At 40.9% G+C, this 16,512-nt stretch carries 14 protein-coding genes; 8 read left to right on the top strand and 6 right to left on the bottom strand.

Annotated features, from left to right (window positions below; all coding sequences use genetic code 11):
- Positions 1 to 201 precede the first annotated feature (201 nt).
- A complete protein-coding gene (locus tag HGR01_RS32780; protein ID WP_045868100.1) occupies positions 202 to 579 on the bottom strand; it encodes a response regulator in 378 nt (125 codons plus the stop codon).
- 112 nt (positions 580 to 691) lie between these two features.
- On the opposite strand from HGR01_RS32780, the gene HGR01_RS32775 reads away from it, so the two are divergent.
- Positions 692 to 853 carry a hypothetical protein gene (locus HGR01_RS32775; RefSeq protein ID WP_194007709.1) on the top strand — a complete coding sequence of 54 codons (162 nt, stop codon included), beginning with the start codon at positions 692 to 694 and terminating at the stop codon, positions 851 to 853.
- Between the two features lie 254 nt (positions 854 to 1,107).
- Here the strand turns inward: HGR01_RS32775 and HGR01_RS32770 are convergent, their stop codons facing one another.
- From HGR01_RS32770 to HGR01_RS32750, 5 genes are all read right to left on the bottom strand, one after another.
- Positions 1,108 to 1,488, bottom strand: a complete 381-nt coding sequence (locus HGR01_RS32770; RefSeq protein ID WP_045868101.1) for a response regulator — start codon at positions 1,486 to 1,488, stop codon at positions 1,108 to 1,110.
- 13 nt (positions 1,489 to 1,501) lie between these two features.
- Positions 1,502 to 3,367, bottom strand: coding sequence for a response regulator (locus tag HGR01_RS32765; protein WP_045868102.1), 1,866 nt, complete (start codon positions 3,365 to 3,367; stop codon positions 1,502 to 1,504).
- Positions 3,368 to 3,991: 624 nt separating this feature from the next.
- Positions 3,992 to 4,495 carry an RNA recognition motif domain-containing protein gene (locus HGR01_RS32760; RefSeq protein ID WP_045868103.1) on the bottom strand — a complete coding sequence of 168 codons (504 nt, stop codon included), beginning with the start codon at positions 4,493 to 4,495 and terminating at the stop codon, positions 3,992 to 3,994.
- A 645-nt stretch (positions 4,496 to 5,140) separates the two neighbouring features.
- Complete coding sequence (locus tag HGR01_RS32755; RefSeq protein ID WP_045868104.1) at positions 5,141 to 7,390, bottom strand: zinc metalloprotease HtpX; 2,250 nt, start codon at positions 7,388 to 7,390, stop codon at positions 5,141 to 5,143.
- 94 nt (positions 7,391 to 7,484) lie between these two features.
- Positions 7,485 to 9,113 carry a peptide chain release factor 3 gene (locus HGR01_RS32750; protein WP_045868105.1) on the bottom strand — a complete coding sequence of 543 codons (1,629 nt, stop codon included), beginning with the start codon at positions 9,111 to 9,113 and terminating at the stop codon, positions 7,485 to 7,487.
- A 989-nt stretch (positions 9,114 to 10,102) separates the two neighbouring features.
- Between HGR01_RS32750 and hemB the strand changes: the two genes are divergently transcribed.
- From hemB to HGR01_RS32715, 7 genes are all read left to right on the top strand, one after another.
- On the top strand, positions 10,103 to 11,083 hold the full coding sequence (gene hemB, locus HGR01_RS32745) for a porphobilinogen synthase (protein WP_045868107.1): 981 nt from the start codon (positions 10,103 to 10,105) through the stop codon (positions 11,081 to 11,083).
- A 475-nt stretch (positions 11,084 to 11,558) separates the two neighbouring features.
- Positions 11,559 to 11,849 carry a helix-turn-helix domain-containing protein gene (locus tag HGR01_RS32740; protein ID WP_045868108.1) on the top strand — a complete coding sequence of 97 codons (291 nt, stop codon included), beginning with the start codon at positions 11,559 to 11,561 and terminating at the stop codon, positions 11,847 to 11,849.
- A gap of 93 nt (positions 11,850 to 11,942) precedes the next feature.
- Positions 11,943 to 12,176, top strand: a complete 234-nt coding sequence (locus HGR01_RS32735) for a hypothetical protein (RefSeq protein WP_045868109.1) — start codon at positions 11,943 to 11,945, stop codon at positions 12,174 to 12,176.
- 27 nt (positions 12,177 to 12,203) lie between these two features.
- Positions 12,204 to 13,187 carry an alpha-ketoacid dehydrogenase subunit beta gene (locus tag HGR01_RS32730; RefSeq protein ID WP_045868110.1) on the top strand — a complete coding sequence of 328 codons (984 nt, stop codon included), beginning with the start codon at positions 12,204 to 12,206 and terminating at the stop codon, positions 13,185 to 13,187.
- A 209-nt stretch (positions 13,188 to 13,396) separates the two neighbouring features.
- Complete coding sequence (gene secD / locus HGR01_RS32725; RefSeq protein ID WP_045868111.1) at positions 13,397 to 14,809, top strand: protein translocase subunit SecD; 1,413 nt, start codon at positions 13,397 to 13,399, stop codon at positions 14,807 to 14,809.
- A complete protein-coding gene (secF, locus tag HGR01_RS32720; protein WP_045868112.1) occupies positions 14,806 to 15,774 on the top strand; it encodes a protein translocase subunit SecF in 969 nt (322 codons plus the stop codon). Before secD ends, secF begins: the two co-directional genes overlap by 4 nt.
- A gap of 198 nt (positions 15,775 to 15,972) precedes the next feature.
- Positions 15,973 to 16,407, top strand: a complete 435-nt coding sequence (locus HGR01_RS32715) for a hypothetical protein (RefSeq protein ID WP_045868113.1) — start codon at positions 15,973 to 15,975, stop codon at positions 16,405 to 16,407.
- The last annotated feature ends 105 nt before the right edge of the window (positions 16,408 to 16,512 follow it).

The following is a 16,512-nucleotide window of genomic DNA, read 5'->3' as shown; positions in this document are numbered from 1 at the left end:
CCTATTCTAAATTTATATTTGTTCTCATAATTAAAATTTTCTCACTAAATTTCCTTAATTTTGAATTTTGAATTCCCCGTAGGGATTAGCTGGTATATTACAATCTCGCTCATCTAATGCTGAATTCAAATAGATAGTATTGTGGGAAATTTCTGGAAGTATTTAATGATTAGGATATTTAATCTAAAATCCAAAATCTTCTTAATTCCAACCCAAAATGCCTGCTACCTGTTCCGCCAGCCGTAAAGGATCAAAAGGTTTATTAATCACGCCTGCAATTCCTAACTGGGCATATTGTTCATGCTTAGTAGGTTCCACTTTAGCAGTGATCAACATAACTGGAATACTTTGAGTTACAGGGTTCTTTTTTAACTCTTGTAACACAGTAAATCCATCTAAATCTGGCATCATGACATCAAGCAAAATAGCATTTAGCTTTTCAGTTTGGGCTTTAAGTAAGCCTTCTCTGCCAGATTCAGCTTTTAGTACTGTCCAATCGGCTAAATTTTCTAGACAGGCTTGAATTACTGTGGACAGCGATTTTTCATCATCAATCAAAAGAATACGTTTTCTGGACATATTACAGATGCTAATTTTCAGTATCGAAATACCATAGATACGCGATTACGCAGTTAATCCTAGATTTCGCCATTGGGTTGTTAAGAGTCCTGATCCAAATACTAGATTGGACATGAGAACGCCAGCCACCTCTCCCATAGGTGATGCTACGCCTAGCTTGCTTCCCCATAGGGGTAGAAGTTGCGATGCGATCGCTATAGGTACTGACTCCTCTGAACAAAGGAAATTTGAATCGAAGAATAAATTATCTCAGCGCGTATCGGCTGATCTTTAACCAGCCACAAAGAAGATAAATAGTCAGCCAAACTATTTCTTTATCTTCCCATTATTTACCTTTTTCCCGCTAAACTTATTACTTAGACTAAAAAATAAATATGAGGAAATTATGAGGTATTTTCTTTATTGAAAAATAAAAAAAATAAAGCCATTTATGCCCAGTTTTAACACAACCAAGCATAAAAATCTGTCTTTCCGATGTCCTATGCCCTATGCCAATTTTCAAGTTAGTATATTTTTTAGCTTAAAGCCTTAAAACTGCCACCCCAGAGTGTTTGCAACTAGTTCTGATAAACGCAAAGGATCAAACGGTTTAGAAATCACTCCTGCAATGGACAATTGGGAAAATTCCTTTAAATCTACTGTTTGGACTTTAGCTGTTAGTAAAATTACGGGTATATTATTAGTGGTCAAATTTTCTTGTAGCCGTTGAAACAGCAACATTCCATTGATATCTGGCATCATAACATCTAACAAAATTGCATCTGGATGTTCACTTTTAGCTACAGCTAGACCTTCACTACCAGATTGTGCCACTAAGACTTGCCAACTTCCAATATTTTCTAAACAAGCTTTAATCACTGTACAGAGATTTTTTTCATCATCAATGACTAAAATGCGTTTTTTTGACATAGCGTCACCCTGGCTACTGGTAATATTTATGTAACAATTTTTTGCTCAGATGTGTCCGTTCTAGCCGATTCAAAATCCGAGCAATTAATTCTGGCTCTACAATTGGTTTTCTGATGTAGTCGTCGGCTCCAACTAAATAAACTTGATAGAGTATTTCCGGTTCAAAATGGCCAGAGAGAAACAAAATTGGTAAGCGATGCCAAAAATGATCATTCCGGATTATTTGGCATAATTCTATACCATTAAAATCTGGCATCTCAATGTCTAAAATTAACAGATCTGGTTTAGTAGATTCTAATACTTCCCAAAATCTTTGCGATTCTTGTAATGGCGTAACTTGTAATCCCCAAGGTGAGAGCAAAGTAGTCACCTTTTTGAGTATGAGCGGATCGTCATCCACAACTAAAACTTTTGCATCTGTAGCAGTTTGTTGATTAAGCGCTATATTAATAGCGCTTAAAACCTCCACAGCAGACATGGTTTTATTTAAAAAGCTTTGTGCGCCTAAACGAGCAGCTTCTACCCTGTTTTGTAATTGATTATTAGTAGTCAAGACTAAAACAGGAATTTCTGGATGCGTCTCGCTTAGTTCCGCGAGAAAAGTTAAACCATTTTCTTCTTTAGCAGGAAATGATAAATCCAGTAAAATAACTTCGACTGAATTTAAGGAAAGGATAGTTCTCGCTGTTTTGATATCTACTGCTACATCTACATTAAAACCCCAGGATATAGCTTCTAATTTAATACGTTCCGTCAGGGTCGTATCGTCATCAACAATCAGCAGGTGTGCTGATGATGTAATTTGAGCATTGGCAGGGATAACTGGTGAAGATGGCTGTTGCTGCAATGTTTGTTTGAGTAATTTCAGTAACTCTACCAACTGCAAAGCTATTCTCTGGTAGGGAACAGTGTATCTTTCTAGCAGTTGTTCTATGTCACGCGCTATTTTGGAACCTTCTAGAAAACCGTAACATCCCAAAGAACCAGCTAAACGGTGTGCTTCCGCCTGTGCTTGTTTTAATATCCGCTTATCTGGAGTGACAGTTGATAATTGCGCGATCGCTTGTTCTAGTAACTCAAACTTTTCGCTAAAACTTTTGAGAAACTCTTCCCGCATATTTGCCACTACAGCCATGACTTTGGCTTCGGCTTGCTCTTTCTCTGATAAATTCTGACTGGGAAGATTTTGCTTTTGTGGCTGATTTTTTGGTTCTTTCAGCCGATAACCTAAACCATATACTGTTTCTATGAAATCTGCAGTCATTCCTGTTGCTTTTAGTTTCTGGCGCAAACCCTTGATTTGGGTTGTCACCGCTTCTTCCCCAGGAAACTCATCAGCAGACCAAATTCTATCTAATAAAACACTTCTACTAAATATGCGGCGCGGATTTTGCAAAAAAAGTTCTAACAAACCATACTCTTTAGGGGTAAGGTGCAGACGCTTGCCAGCATAGGTGACTTCTTTGATGTTAATATCAAGCTCTAAATTCTCCCAGACTAACACCTTAGCAACAATTGTCTTACCTCGCCGCATTAAAGCTCGAATTCTGGCGATGAGCTCTGATAGCTCAAACGGTTTGTTAATATAATCATCTGCACCCGCCTCTAAACCCATGACGCGCATACTAATATCGTCCTTAGCAGTCAGCATCAGAATGGGTACTTGAGATCCTTCCAAACGGAGTTGGCGACAAAGACTAATCCCATCCAATTTTGGTAGCATCACATCCAAAATTAGCAAGTCGTAATCAAATGCCTTCGCTAACTCTAATCCCGTTTCACCATCGTTAGTGGTCTCTATTTGGTAATTGAGAGTCGAAAGCGCTTTCGCTAGAACTAAATTTGTCTGCTTGTCATCTTCTATTAAAAGAATTTTCACACAATTTTTTCCCCAACTTATCCATAACTCAGGTATTCACTTTTGCTTTTCAATGCCTTACTTTTCTACTCGGCATTGCAAAAAAATTTCTGAGGATGGTCTGCTAGGGATATTATTCCCAATGCCACAGTAGTTTTCATGATTTTTTATGATTCTTTATCACAAAATTACCAACAGTGGGAACACAATAGCTGATTCGTTTTCCGTAATGATGCGGATGGGGACTGGATTGAAAATAGGGATTAGGCGCTAGATAATAAAGATTCTCTCACAAGTGATTAGCTTGAAGATAAGTAATTTTGAATATGAGGAGCGGGACTTTTATCCCTTGTGCGTGTAACTCTTGAGAATTTTCTGATCGGCAAATTCTCAAGAATTAATAATTAACCGCCGATAAAAACACTTAATACTTATGGAAAACAAAATTGGACTCCAAGCAAAAATATACGTACCAATAACAAAAACCTCAACTATATTCTAGAAAAGGCAAATTTAGTTACTTCACAGGTAACTTGCTATATAATGTTGTAAATTTTTTGCTTTGGTTTTCCTGCTAGTAAAAAATTAAAAATTAAAAATCAAAAAAATTCTGATTTTTAATTTTTAATTGCTTTTGCATCAAGATTAATTTGTAGTTTGTGCAGCTAGCATCTGCTTCAGCTTTTCTAATTCAGAAGCCCAACGGGGATCTGGACGAATAGCATCTGAGTCAGATGTTGTAGTCGTTTCGCGTCCGCCACTAGCCGCACCACCACGACGAGACTTCTTAGAAGATTTGTCGCGACGGTTGCTTTCTTTGTGGGTAACAGGAGCAGGATTACTGCTACCAGCGCTTTGAGCAGCTTTGGGTGCTTGCTCGTCACCTTCGTCGCCCTTAGTGCGTGGTAATGCCTTCTCTAACTTGATGGCAGTGTCTTTGAACAATTGACCATTATACTTTTCAATAATTTGATCGGCTTGTTCATCATTATTCACTGTGAGAAAGCCGAATCCACGGCATTTGCCTGTTTTCCGGTCTTTAATTAATTTTGTGGTGACAGCATCACCTTCAGCCGCGAAAACTGCTTGCAGTTCTTGACGATCTATTTCTTCTTTTGGCAAATTGCCTATATATAGGCGAACAGACATGAACTATACCTCCAGAGTTGAATGAACAAGGCAAAATGAGAAAACAATCACTTGGCTTTGGCTTTCAAATATATGCTATTTCCCAAGACTGCCATAAACCAATTTTTTTACTCAAAACTGTCAACCTATACAATACAATTTTTCGTCGGGGTCAAGCTTGTTTAATGCCAAAGAACAAACGAAGCTCAATTAAATACCACCTTAGTTATAAGAATTGTAAATTTAATAGTTTACTGTCTGCTAAAGTAAACGTTTTCTTGTGCCCCTGTTCGCAGAATTAAACACCATCCCTTACATTATCACGGTATTTTCTACGTAGCTAGTTCAGCGCACACATTTCTGGCATATTCTTGTAATCGAATCGTAACATAAAATACAATTTTTTCTCAACAGGTAAATATTAGGAAACAAAAACCAGCCGATGGCTGGTTGATTTACTGCTGTGTTGGGAGAATTACAAAGATAGATTGGCGCAAGCGTTGGTGATAAATAACTAAGCTGGAGTGCCGAGTTATATAAATTAGAAATGTTTATGTAAATAAATGTAACACCTGCTGGCGAAAATTGCAAATTTTTGTAACATTTTTGGGATGGGGCATTGGGAATTTGTATTTCTTGTCCCCTTTGCTTCCTCTTCTCTAGCTCCTAGCCTCTGAGGAAGATGAAAGCGCCCCATGCTTGGGCTGCTACTGCGATGATGGTAGACCAAATAGGATGAGCGCTGTTAACGGTTTGACCGTTTTGGGTTTGCATGGTTTGGATATCAATCCAGGGGGTTGCGCCACGCCGGAACCAGCCTGTAACTGTAATTTGCCTACCAATGAAGTCTTGAGGATTGATGGATTGTCCCAGCCAGGGAATGTGGTGCAATTTCACTAACCCGATGTTGGTTTGCAAAATTAAGTCTTGTGCAAGAGAATTGCTGATTCCTGGACGACCTAAGAGCTTACCTGCAAGGCACACATTGATACTATCGATGGGGATAGCTGAAGGGTTAGCTAAAAGGCTGGGTAAGCGATCGTCAGTTTGTAAAGCTTGGGGTTGGATATCTGGGAAGAAAGAATTCATGCGGATCACCATACCGATACTAAAGCCAATCAGCAAACAACCTGAGACAAAAGACCAATCCTCATAGATCCATTTGAGGTTTAAAATTTTGAGTGCAAATGCGATCTGCCAACCTAACCAGATCAGACCTGCAAACAAAAAACCGAAGGGAATACCCAACCAAGGAGCAATTTGTAAAAAGAAAGGATGCTTTTTCGGTCTTAAGGATTGCTCGTTGATCAGATGTAATTCTGGTTCCAAATGCCAGTGGCGGGCAATTTTACTAAGGCGTTGAATGCGATCGCCTATTAAAGGATGACTATTATTAATAGTGAACCAGTGACGATGGGGATTGAAATTATCCCACATCAATAATGATGTAAAAGGAACTTGACCAGCTAGACTACCTAAAGAAATACTTTGCTGATAACTCACAGGTGCTACCAGATTCAAGCTTTCTAACTGCCAACTAGTTTGTTCTTTGTGGGAAATATCACCAGCTACACCAATAGCAATTTTCAATAAGGCGCGGGTTAAAGCATTGGGATTACCAGTAATTTCCGAGGCGGCGCGATCGCTATAATAAAGCCGCAACTTCGACAACCACAAAGCTATGCCAGTCAGTAGACACCAAATCCCATAAGTAAGACTAGCTAAGACTCTAGCAGGCCAGCGCCCAAATGCCGATGAGATGCTGTTGCCCCACTCCGATATACTCTGATATATTTTGTGGACAATCACGGTCACTAGCAATATCAGAGACATCACCATAAAATCTTTGTGGATGATATGCCCTAACTGCGTGGCGTAAATAACGGCAATTTCATCATCAGCTAGTTGATCTAATAGCCCTTGACTGATGACTATCCGAGCATTGCGAGCTAAATTACCATAGGTCAGAGCAATAGGAGCAGCCATTGGCAAAATTCGCAGTTTAGGAAATGGCCAGCCTTTCTGTTGACAAGAACGTTGTAATACCCGAATTGCTTCCCGACTGCGATTATTTAACTGCTCCTTGGGTAATTCTTGCTGGCCATAAAAATTTGTGAGTAACCGATCTAGCAACCAAGGTGATAAAGCCAGCGCTATCACTAATACCGCCATGACAACCACAGTTGGATCGCGATATAAAAATTGCCAAGGCTCTAAATAAGGTAGTTTAACTAAAATCTGATTTATTAAACCCATTACCAGCTTCAGCATTTCCCGCATCACCCAAAATAGAGCGAAAAATGTGCCAGTAGCCAGTAATTTTAAAGGAATTAAATTTAGCTTATGTAGGGGTTGCCAAACTTTTGCCCGGCCTGCGTGTCGCCAATAGATAGTGAATAATTTAGGTTGTGGGCGATGGAGAGAACCAATATAATTGGCTCCCATCATGGTGTCTACATTGGTATTTTTAATACCACTGGCTGGTAAAGTTGATGTAGTGCCCGCATGATTCGTGGCTTTCACCCCTGAATTTTTGGTCTGCTGTGGTGATGCAGTATTTACAGGCGCAGCATCTGGTTTATGAGAATGATCAAAAGCAACAAATCCAGTTGCAGAATTTTTGGATGAGGTCTTTTTACGTTGTTGGTGCTTTTTTAAATGCTCAAGAGCACGTTCTGCCCACTCTTGAACCTGCGGATTTGGACTCACAATCAGATTGTTACACACAGCGATCGCTTTGGGGACTTGGCCACTGCGCGCATAAGCCATAACCAAGCCCACCTGCGCCTGTAAGCCAGTTTTGCCATCTTGCTGGCTATTGGCCACAGGTTCCAGGTGAGCGATCGCTGTGGGATAATTTCCCTGTTTTAGAGCAACTAAACCAGCCTCCAAAGACGATTCGGCATGTGAAGGCATAGAATTTCTGGCACTCCCATCTGTTCTAACTGATCCACGTTTATGCTCAAGCGCATAATGTTTAGATTCCCCAGCTCATAGCTTGCGTCCGGAATTATCCCTCCACTGATTGCTGAGTAGAATACACCGGAGCGATCGCGCTTAATTTTAACTTGGGATGATCTCCCTGTAACTGTTGGCAATTCCATTCATTACGGAAAAGCAATACTGGTCGTCCCATATTGTCTTTGACTGTGGTGGTATTGAATATTCGCCCCACCTCATTCAATGCTTCCCAACCGCCTTCCACCCAACGGGCGACGCTATAAGGTAGCAAGTCTAATATGGTTTCTACACCATACTCATTTTGTAAGCGGAACTGCACTACCTCGAACTGCAACTGACCCACCGCCGCTAAAATTGGATCGCGTTTGGCTTCGTCAGTGGAGTACATAATTTGTACTGCACCTTCTTCCCGTAATTCCGAAATTCCTTTTTGAAATTGCTTAAACTTGGAAGGGTTGGGGTTCCTTAAAGTCGCAAACAATTCCGGTGAAAAATAAGGAATTCCTTCATATTCGAGCTTTTGCCCAGTGTAAATAGTGTCGCCGATCGCAAAAACCCCAGGATTATTTAAACCGATGACATCGCCTGGAAAAGCGACATCAATTGATTCTCGCTCTTGGGCGAAAAGTTTTTGTGGGCGAGACAGACGGACGATTTTGCCTGTGCGGGCGTGAGTCACCGTCATATCTTTTTCAAACTTACCCGTGCAGACGCGAATAAACGCCACGCGATCGCGGTGCTTCGGGTCCATGTTAGCCTGGAGTTTGAAGACAAAGCCAGAAAACTCGGGATACGTAGGGGGAACTTCACCAACGCTACTATTATGAGTTCCTGGTTTCAAGGCATAATCCAAGAAGTGCTTCAAGAATAGCTCTACCCCAAAGTTGGTCATGGCACTACCGAAGAATACTGGTGTCATTTTTCCTTGATGCACCAAATCTAAATCTAGTTCCGGCCCGACTCCTTCTAAGAGTTCTAAATCGTTTTTCAGTTGGTAATAGAGATCCTGTTCCAGCAGTTCCTCAATTTTGGCATCACCCAAATCAACTATTGTATCTTTCGCTTCTCTGCTACCGTGAGCGCTACGTTCAAATAAGTGAATTTGTTGATTTTGGCGGTCAAATACACCTTTAAAGCGATCGCCCATGCCAATCGGCCAGTTGACTGCATAGGTTTGCAATCCCAATTCTTGCTCGATTTCGTCTAATAATTCCAGGGGTTCGCGCCCGGGACGGTCGAGTTTATTTACAAAGGTAAAAATGGGGATACCGCGCAACTTACAAACTTCAAATAGCTTGCGAGTTTGGGGTTCCAAGCCTTTTGCCACATCAATCAGCATCACTGCATTATCGGCAGCAGCCAGCGTCCGGTACGTATCTTCACTGAAATCTTGGTGTCCAGGAGTATCTAATAAGTTGATATAACAGCTACGATATTCAAATTGCAATACTGTAGATGTAATCGAAATACCCCGTTGCTGTTCCATCGCCATCCAGTCTGAGGTGGCTTTACGCTGGGCCCGGCGGGCTTTGACTGCACCAGCTTCGTGAATCGCACCTCCGTATAACAGAAGTTTTTCGGTCAGTGTAGTTTTACCTGCGTCGGGGTGTGAAATAATCGCAAAGTTGCGGCGAAGTTCAACAGCCTGATGCAGATCTGAGTTGAGTTCAGTTGACATAAGTGTAATTGTTTGCTCTTTAGTTAACTTAACTTAATTTTTTTTCAAGATTGGTGAGTCTTTTCATCTTAGAACAACGATGCACGCGATCGGGTACGAGGAATTGGGAAGCAGTAGTAGTTCCACACACAAATATTGACAGGTGTAGATTGGCGAACGGGAAAAGGGGAAGGGTTTAAAACCTTTAGCCTTTCCCCCGCCTGTCAAAACAACTTTGGCAGACTAGTAGCAATAGAGTGAAGGGTGATTTTTTGCATATCAAACACACATCCTCGATAAAAATTACTCACGATCAACTATGTACCCAGAGAAGGATGCATTTTTTGTGTCATTTATGTTTTTGATTTGTGCCTAATATTTCTAAAATTCAAAGGGTAAAAGCGCCAATTTGTACACAACTAATTAATAAAAATTTTTATTTTTTCAATCCCAGTCTGCAAATAGGATTCACAAAAAATGCCAAAGAATCTATTAATTTCTTCTTTAATGTATAGCTTTATGGAAGAATAGATTGCAGTACTACTTTCAGTAACCTTGAGATTGTTCCCCTCATAGGTAAAGGGTATCTACTAAACTGGGGGCTAATTATAGTTTTGGGCAATAGTGCTGCTATTTGGCAACCCAGATTAACCATACCGTTAGGCGTTCAGTTGCAGAGGTTGTTTCGCGCTAATTATGGTACTTGGTAATTCCGCAGCAGTCATTAAGTAATTGAGAATATTTATAGTTGAGAAACATTAGTTTTTGCACTACTCATTACCAAATTTCTGCAATTAATTTTGGGGGATTTTTATCAGGTTTTTTTTGCAGTGCGTCGAAGTGATGTCTATCACGCTGTACAATACGAAATTGCCCCACAGCTTCATCAACAGTAGGGCAAAGGACAGTTAAGCACTGCTGGTAGTCTGTCCTAAATAAGTAAGGTTTTTCCTTGCTTTTGTGACGCTTTCTATTGTGTCTATTTGCGTTGTAATTCTTCATAAAACTTTATGTTTCCAACTCACCGCCCCCGCCGTCTGCGTACACATCCCCAACTGCGCCGGATGGTACGAGAAACTGTTTTATCAACAAGTGATTTGATTTACCCACTTTTTGCGGTACCAGGTGAAGGAATTGCTAACGAAGTCAAATCCATGCCTGGAGTTTACCAGCTGTCGGTAGACAAAATTGTTGAAGAGGCAAAGGAAGTTTACGACTTAGGAATTCCCGCCATCATTCTATTTGGTATTCCCGCCGATAAAGATGTAGATGCTACTGGCGCTTGGCATGATTGCGGTATTGTGCAAAAAGCAGCTACTGCGGTGAAGGAAGCAGTACCAGATTTAATTGTGGTGGCTGATACTTGTCTGTGTGAATATACAAGTCATGGTCATTGCGGTTACTTACAAGTAGGTGATTTAACGGGAAGAGTTTTAAATGACCCTACTTTAGAATTACTGAAAAAAACAGCAGTATCTCAAGCCAAAGCTGGTGCTGATATTATTGCGCCTTCAGGAATGATGGATGGCTTTGTGCAAGCAATTCGTGCGGGTTTAGATGAAGCGGGATTCCAAGATACACCAATTTTATCTTATGCGGCTAAGTATGCTTCGGCTTATTATGGCCCATTCCGGGATGCGGCGGATTCTACACCGCAATTTGGTGATAGAAGAACTTACCAAATGGACCCTGGTAACTCCCGCGAAGCGATTAAAGAAATTGAACTTGATATCGCAGAAGGCGCTGATATGCTGATGGTGAAGCCAGCCTTAGCATACATGGATATTATTTGGCGTGTTAAGGAAGCTAGCAACCTTCCTGTTGCAGCTTATAACGTTTCCGGTGAGTATTCCATGATTAAAGCTGCTGCTCTCAATGGTTGGATTGATGAACAGCGTGTAGTGATGGAAACTTTAACTGGCTTTAAACGTGCTGGCGCTGATTTAATTTTGACTTACCACGCCAAAGATGCGGCACGCTGGTTAAAGTAAGCTGCACAATTGATGTAAAAACTCATCTTTTATTCAAAATCTCATGCACAGGTACAAAGGCGCAAATGGTATTTGAGTGTCTTGGTGTCTGAGCGTGAGATTATTGTTTCGATAGCTATGATCAATTTCCCAAATTTTGAGAATACATTAATTATTTATAAGGGTGCAAACCTTTGCTTTTCTACCTCATGTATTGGTTGTAGGATTTTGTCCAAAAACTAAAGTATTGATTTTGCTTTTGTCAAAATCAGGAAGTATTTTTTTAAAGCTAATTTTTATACGCTATTCTACGGATATTTAAAATTTCTATCAAATATTTCTTACGGGTTATTACAGAAATAAAGGGTTGCGGCGTTTGCCATAGAAGTAAGCGATCGCTTATAAAGTATATAGTTAATAAAATGCTAACAATTGATATTTTATGTCAATTGATTTAATAAACAGAATGTAAATTATTCAATAGGAGCATGGGATTATGGATATGCAAGTCCTGAGAGAACGTGCTGGTCTTAGCCGTGCTGAGGTTGCCTTCAGGCTTGCAATCAGTGAAACCAGTGTTCGCAACTGGGAAGCTGGGCGGACTGAACCCACAATGACACCAAAGAAATATTTAGATGCTTTGCGTTTGTTTAAATGCACACCTGAAGAATTGGCAGCAGCTAGTGAAAAGTCCATAAACCAGAGGCATAAACGCAAACCAGGAAGACCAAAACGCTTTCCAGACGCAGTGGTAGCTCAAGTCACTGATTCGCTTGCCAGTTTGTAGTAGTTAGGGACTGGGGACTGGGGACTGGGGACTGGGGATCAGGGACTGGGGAGAAGGAAGCAGTCCCAATGAAAAAATTTTCACAAGCCTTGCATGAAAGTCGAGGCGGGGATTTTTACTCAGCAACGCCAGTTGCTTGAAGTCGGCAGAGCCGCCCAACGCACTGGCTCCTCAGCACTCAGCACTTTCAAACTAAGGGAGACAGGGAGATATAATACCTGTCTAAATTTCGGTGCCCCATACCCAATGCCCTATGCCTTATGCCAAAATTTCCAAGTAGTGCGATCGCTCACGGTATTTGCCAACGGTGGCGCGATAAGATTCTAAAACAATAATTGTGAATACAAGGTTTAAATGGCAGAAACTCTTTTCTTCAACGCCCTCCGTGAAGCCATTGACGAAGAAATGGCGCGTGATTCTAATGTATTTGTTCTTGGGGAAGATGTCGGACACTATGGTGGTTCCTACAAAGTTACCAAAGACCTTTACAAAAAGTATGGTGAACTAAGAGTTCTTGACACCCCTATCGCCGAAAATAGCTTTACTGGCTTGGCTGTGGGAGCTGCGATGACTGGGTTAAGACCCATCATCGAAGGTATGAATATGGGTTTTTTGCTGCTAGCCTTTAACCAAATCTCTAATAACGCTGGGATGTTACGCTATACTTCCGGCGGGAATTTTAAAATTCCAATGGTAATTCGTGGCCCTGGTGGTGTTGGTAGACAGCTAGGTGCAGAACATTCACAACGGCTAGAAACTTACTTTCAAGCTGTTCCTGGATTAAAAATTGTTGCGTGTTCTACACCTTATAACGCTAAAGGACTTCTGAAATCAGCAATTCGCGATGATAACCCAGTACTGTTCTTTGAACATGTTCTGCTTTACAACTTAAAAGAAGACCTGCCATCAGAAGAATATTTACTTCCTTTAGATAAAGCCGAAGTTGTGCGTCGTGGTCAAGATGTCACAATTCTTACTTATTCACGGATGCGCCATCATGTATTACAAGCCGTGAAAACTTTAGAAAAAAAAGGTTACGACCCAGAAGTCATTGATTTAATATCACTGAAACCATTAGATTTTGATACCATCGGTGCATCTATTCGCAAAACCCATCGCGTGATTGTCGTAGAAGAAGCGATGCGGACAGCAGGTATTGGCGCAGAAGTCATAGCTTCTATTAATGACCGCTTATTTGATGAATTGGATGCGCCTGTACTACGCCTTTCATCTCAAGATATTCCCACACCATACAACGGTAATCTAGAGCGTCTAACCATTGTTCAGCCAGAACAAATTGTAGAAGCCGTAGAAAAAATGGTGGCTATGCGAGTTTAGGTTGGGAGTAGGGGACTTGGGTAAAGGGAAAGGGGAAAGGGGAAAGAGAACAAACAGCAATTACCAATTACCCATTACCCATTACCAATGCCCTATGCCCAATGCCCTATGCCCCATTCCAGTAATAATTCTTACTAATAACCAATAACTCATAACTATTAAAAAGAGCGCTATTATAGCCTTTGTCAGTTGCGAGTGATGGTTATGGTATGCAGAGACAGCGATCGCTATTAGCTTTAATTGTAGTGTTGATTATCGCCGCTTTTGCGGTGATTTTCACAATCCCTATTCCTCTGGGGTTAGATTTGCGGGGTGGTTCACAGCTTACAATTCAGGTAAAAACTACCCCAGAAATTAAGCAAATCACCGAAAAAGAATTGGAAGGGGTGAAGAAAGTTGTTGAAGGACGGATTAACGGACTTGGCGTTTCTGAACCAGTAATTCAAACTGTAGGTACAGACAAGATTCTAGTACAACTGCCTGGGGTTAACGATCCAGAACAAGCAGAACGAGTACTTGGTGGTACAGCACAGTTAGAATTTCGCAAACAAAAATCTGGTACAGAACCTCAACTGTTTGCTTATCAAGCATCTAGGGCAGAATTAAAAGCCAAGCAACAGGAATTGAGAACCAGCAATGATGCTGCTGCGATCGCTAAAAATCAAGAAGAGTTGCAGAAAAATAATCAAGCGATCGCAGAATTGTTTGAAAGTACCGATCCACCTCTGAGTGGTCAATATCTGGAAAATGCCTATGGTGAACCCACCCAAGGTAACAACTGGAATGTTGCTCTCCGCTTCAAACCAAAAGGTGGTGAACTGTTTGCTGAATTAACCAAAAGCCTTGCTGGGACAGGGCGCGGTATTGGCATTTTTCTCGATAATGAATTGATTAGTTCTCCTAGTGTCGGCCCTGAATTCGCAGCTACAGGGATTACTGGTGGTTCTGCGGTCATTACAGGTAGGTTTACTGCTCAACAAGCCAATGACTTAGGCGTACAGCTACGTGGTGGCGCATTACCTGTACCAGTAGAAATTGCTGAAAGACGGACAGTCGGGGCTACCTTAGGTAAAGATAGTATTCAAAGCAGCATCTATGCTGGGCTTGGGGGTTTGACTTTAGTACTCATATTTATGGTTGTGTACTATCGACTACCAGGGCTAATTGCGGATATTTCATTAGTAATTTACTCTTTGTTAACTTGGGCGTGTTTTGCGTTGCTGGGTGTAACCTTGACTTTGCCGGGAATTGCTGGTTTTATCCTCAGTATTGGGATGGCGGTTGATGCTAACGTACTGATTTTTGAGCGTACCAGAGAAGAACTACGTGCAGGTAAATCATTGTATCGTTCTGTAGAATCTGGTTTTTACCGAGCATTTTCGAGTATTTTAGATAGCAACGTCACAACATGGATTGCTTGTGCTGCTCTGTTTTGGCTAGGTTCTGGCTTAGTCAAAGGCTTTGCCTTAACTCTAGCTTTAGGGGTAGCAGTGAGTATGTTTACTGCAATTACCTGTAGTCGCACATTGTTGTTTTTGGCAATTTCCATTCAATCCTTACGGAAGACAGAACTATACTGTCCTAACGTACCAGTTGCGAATAAGGCAGAGGTCGCACAATGAAACTGACTGTTAATAAATCGCGATCGCTATGGTGGGCTATTTCCGCTGCCTTTATCCTCAGCGGTATCATCTCAATGGTGATTTCTTGGCAAAACCCTAATATCCATGCACCCCTACGCCCTGGCTTAGATTTTGTTGGTGGTACGCGGTTGCAATTTGAACGCGACTGTACAAAACCAAGTAACTGCGATAAACCAATTGATATTGGTGTAGTGCGGGATGTCGCCAAAGCACAAGGGCTAGGTGATAGCAGTATCCAAATAGTTGGTGAGAACGGTATCTTAATTCGGACAAAAAACCTGGATGCGGATCAGCGTACCAAATTACGCAATACCTTAAGTGAAAAAGTTGGTGAATTTGATCCGCAAAAAAACCAAATTGACTCTGTTGGGCCGACTTTGGGAGCAGAGTTATTTCGCTCTGGGGTTCTGGCTTTGGTTGTGTCCTTCGTGGGAATCACCGTTTACATGGCCTTCCGCTTTCAATGGGACTTTGCCATTTTTGCGATCGTTGCTCTATTCCACGATATTTTAATTACCGTTGGGTCTTTTTCAATTTTGGGTTTGCTATTAGGCATTGAAGCAGATAGCTTATTCATCGTCGCCTTGCTGACAATTACAGGTTTTTCTGTGAATGACACAGTCGTAATTTACGATCGCATTCGCGAAACTATCAAAGTTCATCCAGATAGACCAATTGCTGAGATTGTCGATGATGCGGTTAATCAAACTTTAACCAGGTCACTTAATACAACCCTAACCGTATTGTTGACATTACTGGCTATCTTTCTGTTTGGCGGAGAAACTTTAAGAAATTTCTCCCTAGCTTTAATTATTGGCTTCACAATGGGAGCTTATTCGAGCATTTTCATTGCCAGTACTCTATTAGCTTGGTGGCGAGAACGTACAGGTCAATCTGTAGCAGTAGCAACTGCTAATGCAACTGATACCTCCGCCAGTTCTTAATAGAGTTAAGCTGGTTTATGTTCATAACTTGGGTCGAACAATTTTGGATTTAGATTTGAGATTTGAGATTAATGCATATCACTGAAGATTAAAAAATTAAAATTCAGTGAAACACAATCAAAATCAGTGTTAGTAATCAAAAATATCAAATTCTAAATTCCAATTTGGTACAACCCAAACCTTGCAGTTTTACAGGATATGGAACACTCAGAACAACCACCAATGAGTGGCAATAATTTTGATAATTCTGACCCAGTTTTTGGGCAACAAGTCCAAAGACTACATCAATTGACAGTATACGGAAGGTGGTTGTTTGTGGCTTGTTTATGGCTCACAATCGCACCTATTTCCTTGTGGAATTTACAATCAGAAATTGCCCTTTGGAGACAATACTTTACCTGGGTAGCAGTGCGATACGGTCTTGTATACCATCCACTGGCTACAATTGGTTTAGCATTTTGTATTGCCATGACAGCTTCTGTTTTAATTTGGCAAAGTCGAAATATTTTAATAGGGCTACCAGAACCAGAAAAGCAACGTTTAGAAAAGCAAGTTTTTCGCATCCGTCAGCAGGGACAAAGTCATCCTTTATGGAAGTGGGTTTGTCAGACTAAGCGAGAAATTAAAGATTAAAAATTCTTGAGCAAGATGAGTAAGTCTCTAGCAAAAATTTAAAATTGGCTGATTTGAAATTAATTACTATCAGGGTAAGTCTAGGATTGAAATTAATTTGGTTTT

Source organism: Tolypothrix sp. PCC 7712, assembly GCF_025860405.1.
Taxonomy (GTDB): Bacteria; Cyanobacteriota; Cyanobacteriia; order Cyanobacteriales; family Nostocaceae; genus Aulosira; species Aulosira diplosiphon.
This window is presented reverse-complemented; position numbering and strand designations above follow the sequence as displayed.

Bases quoted from the DNA above. Each gene is read 5' to 3' on its own strand.
- HGR01_RS32780 (WP_045868100.1), bottom strand. From the start codon at position 579: ATGTCCAGAAAACGTATTCTTTTGATTGATGATGAAAAATCGCTGTCC.
- HGR01_RS32775 (WP_194007709.1), top strand. From the start codon at position 692: ATGAGAACGCCAGCCACCTCTCCCATAGGTGATGCTACGCCTAGCTTG.
- HGR01_RS32770 (WP_045868101.1), bottom strand. From the start codon at position 1,488: ATGTCAAAAAAACGCATTTTAGTCATTGATGATGAAAAAAATCTCTGT.
- HGR01_RS32760 (WP_045868103.1), bottom strand. From the start codon at position 4,495: ATGTCTGTTCGCCTATATATAGGCAATTTGCCAAAAGAAGAAATAGAT.
- HGR01_RS32755 (WP_045868104.1), bottom strand. From the start codon at position 7,390: ATGCCTTCACATGCCGAATCGTCTTTGGAGGCTGGTTTAGTTGCTCTA.
- HGR01_RS32750 (WP_045868105.1), bottom strand. From the start codon at position 9,113: ATGTCAACTGAACTCAACTCAGATCTGCATCAGGCTGTTGAACTTCGC.
- hemB (WP_045868107.1), top strand. From the start codon at position 10,103: ATGTTTCCAACTCACCGCCCCCGCCGTCTGCGTACACATCCCCAACTG.
- HGR01_RS32740 (WP_045868108.1), top strand. From the start codon at position 11,559: ATGGATATGCAAGTCCTGAGAGAACGTGCTGGTCTTAGCCGTGCTGAG.
- HGR01_RS32735 (WP_045868109.1), top strand. From the start codon at position 11,943: ATGAAAGTCGAGGCGGGGATTTTTACTCAGCAACGCCAGTTGCTTGAA.
- HGR01_RS32730 (WP_045868110.1), top strand. From the start codon at position 12,204: ATGGCAGAAACTCTTTTCTTCAACGCCCTCCGTGAAGCCATTGACGAA.
- secD (WP_045868111.1), top strand. From the start codon at position 13,397: ATGCAGAGACAGCGATCGCTATTAGCTTTAATTGTAGTGTTGATTATC.
- secF (WP_045868112.1), top strand. From the start codon at position 14,806: ATGAAACTGACTGTTAATAAATCGCGATCGCTATGGTGGGCTATTTCC.
- HGR01_RS32715 (WP_045868113.1), top strand. From the start codon at position 15,973: ATGGAACACTCAGAACAACCACCAATGAGTGGCAATAATTTTGATAAT.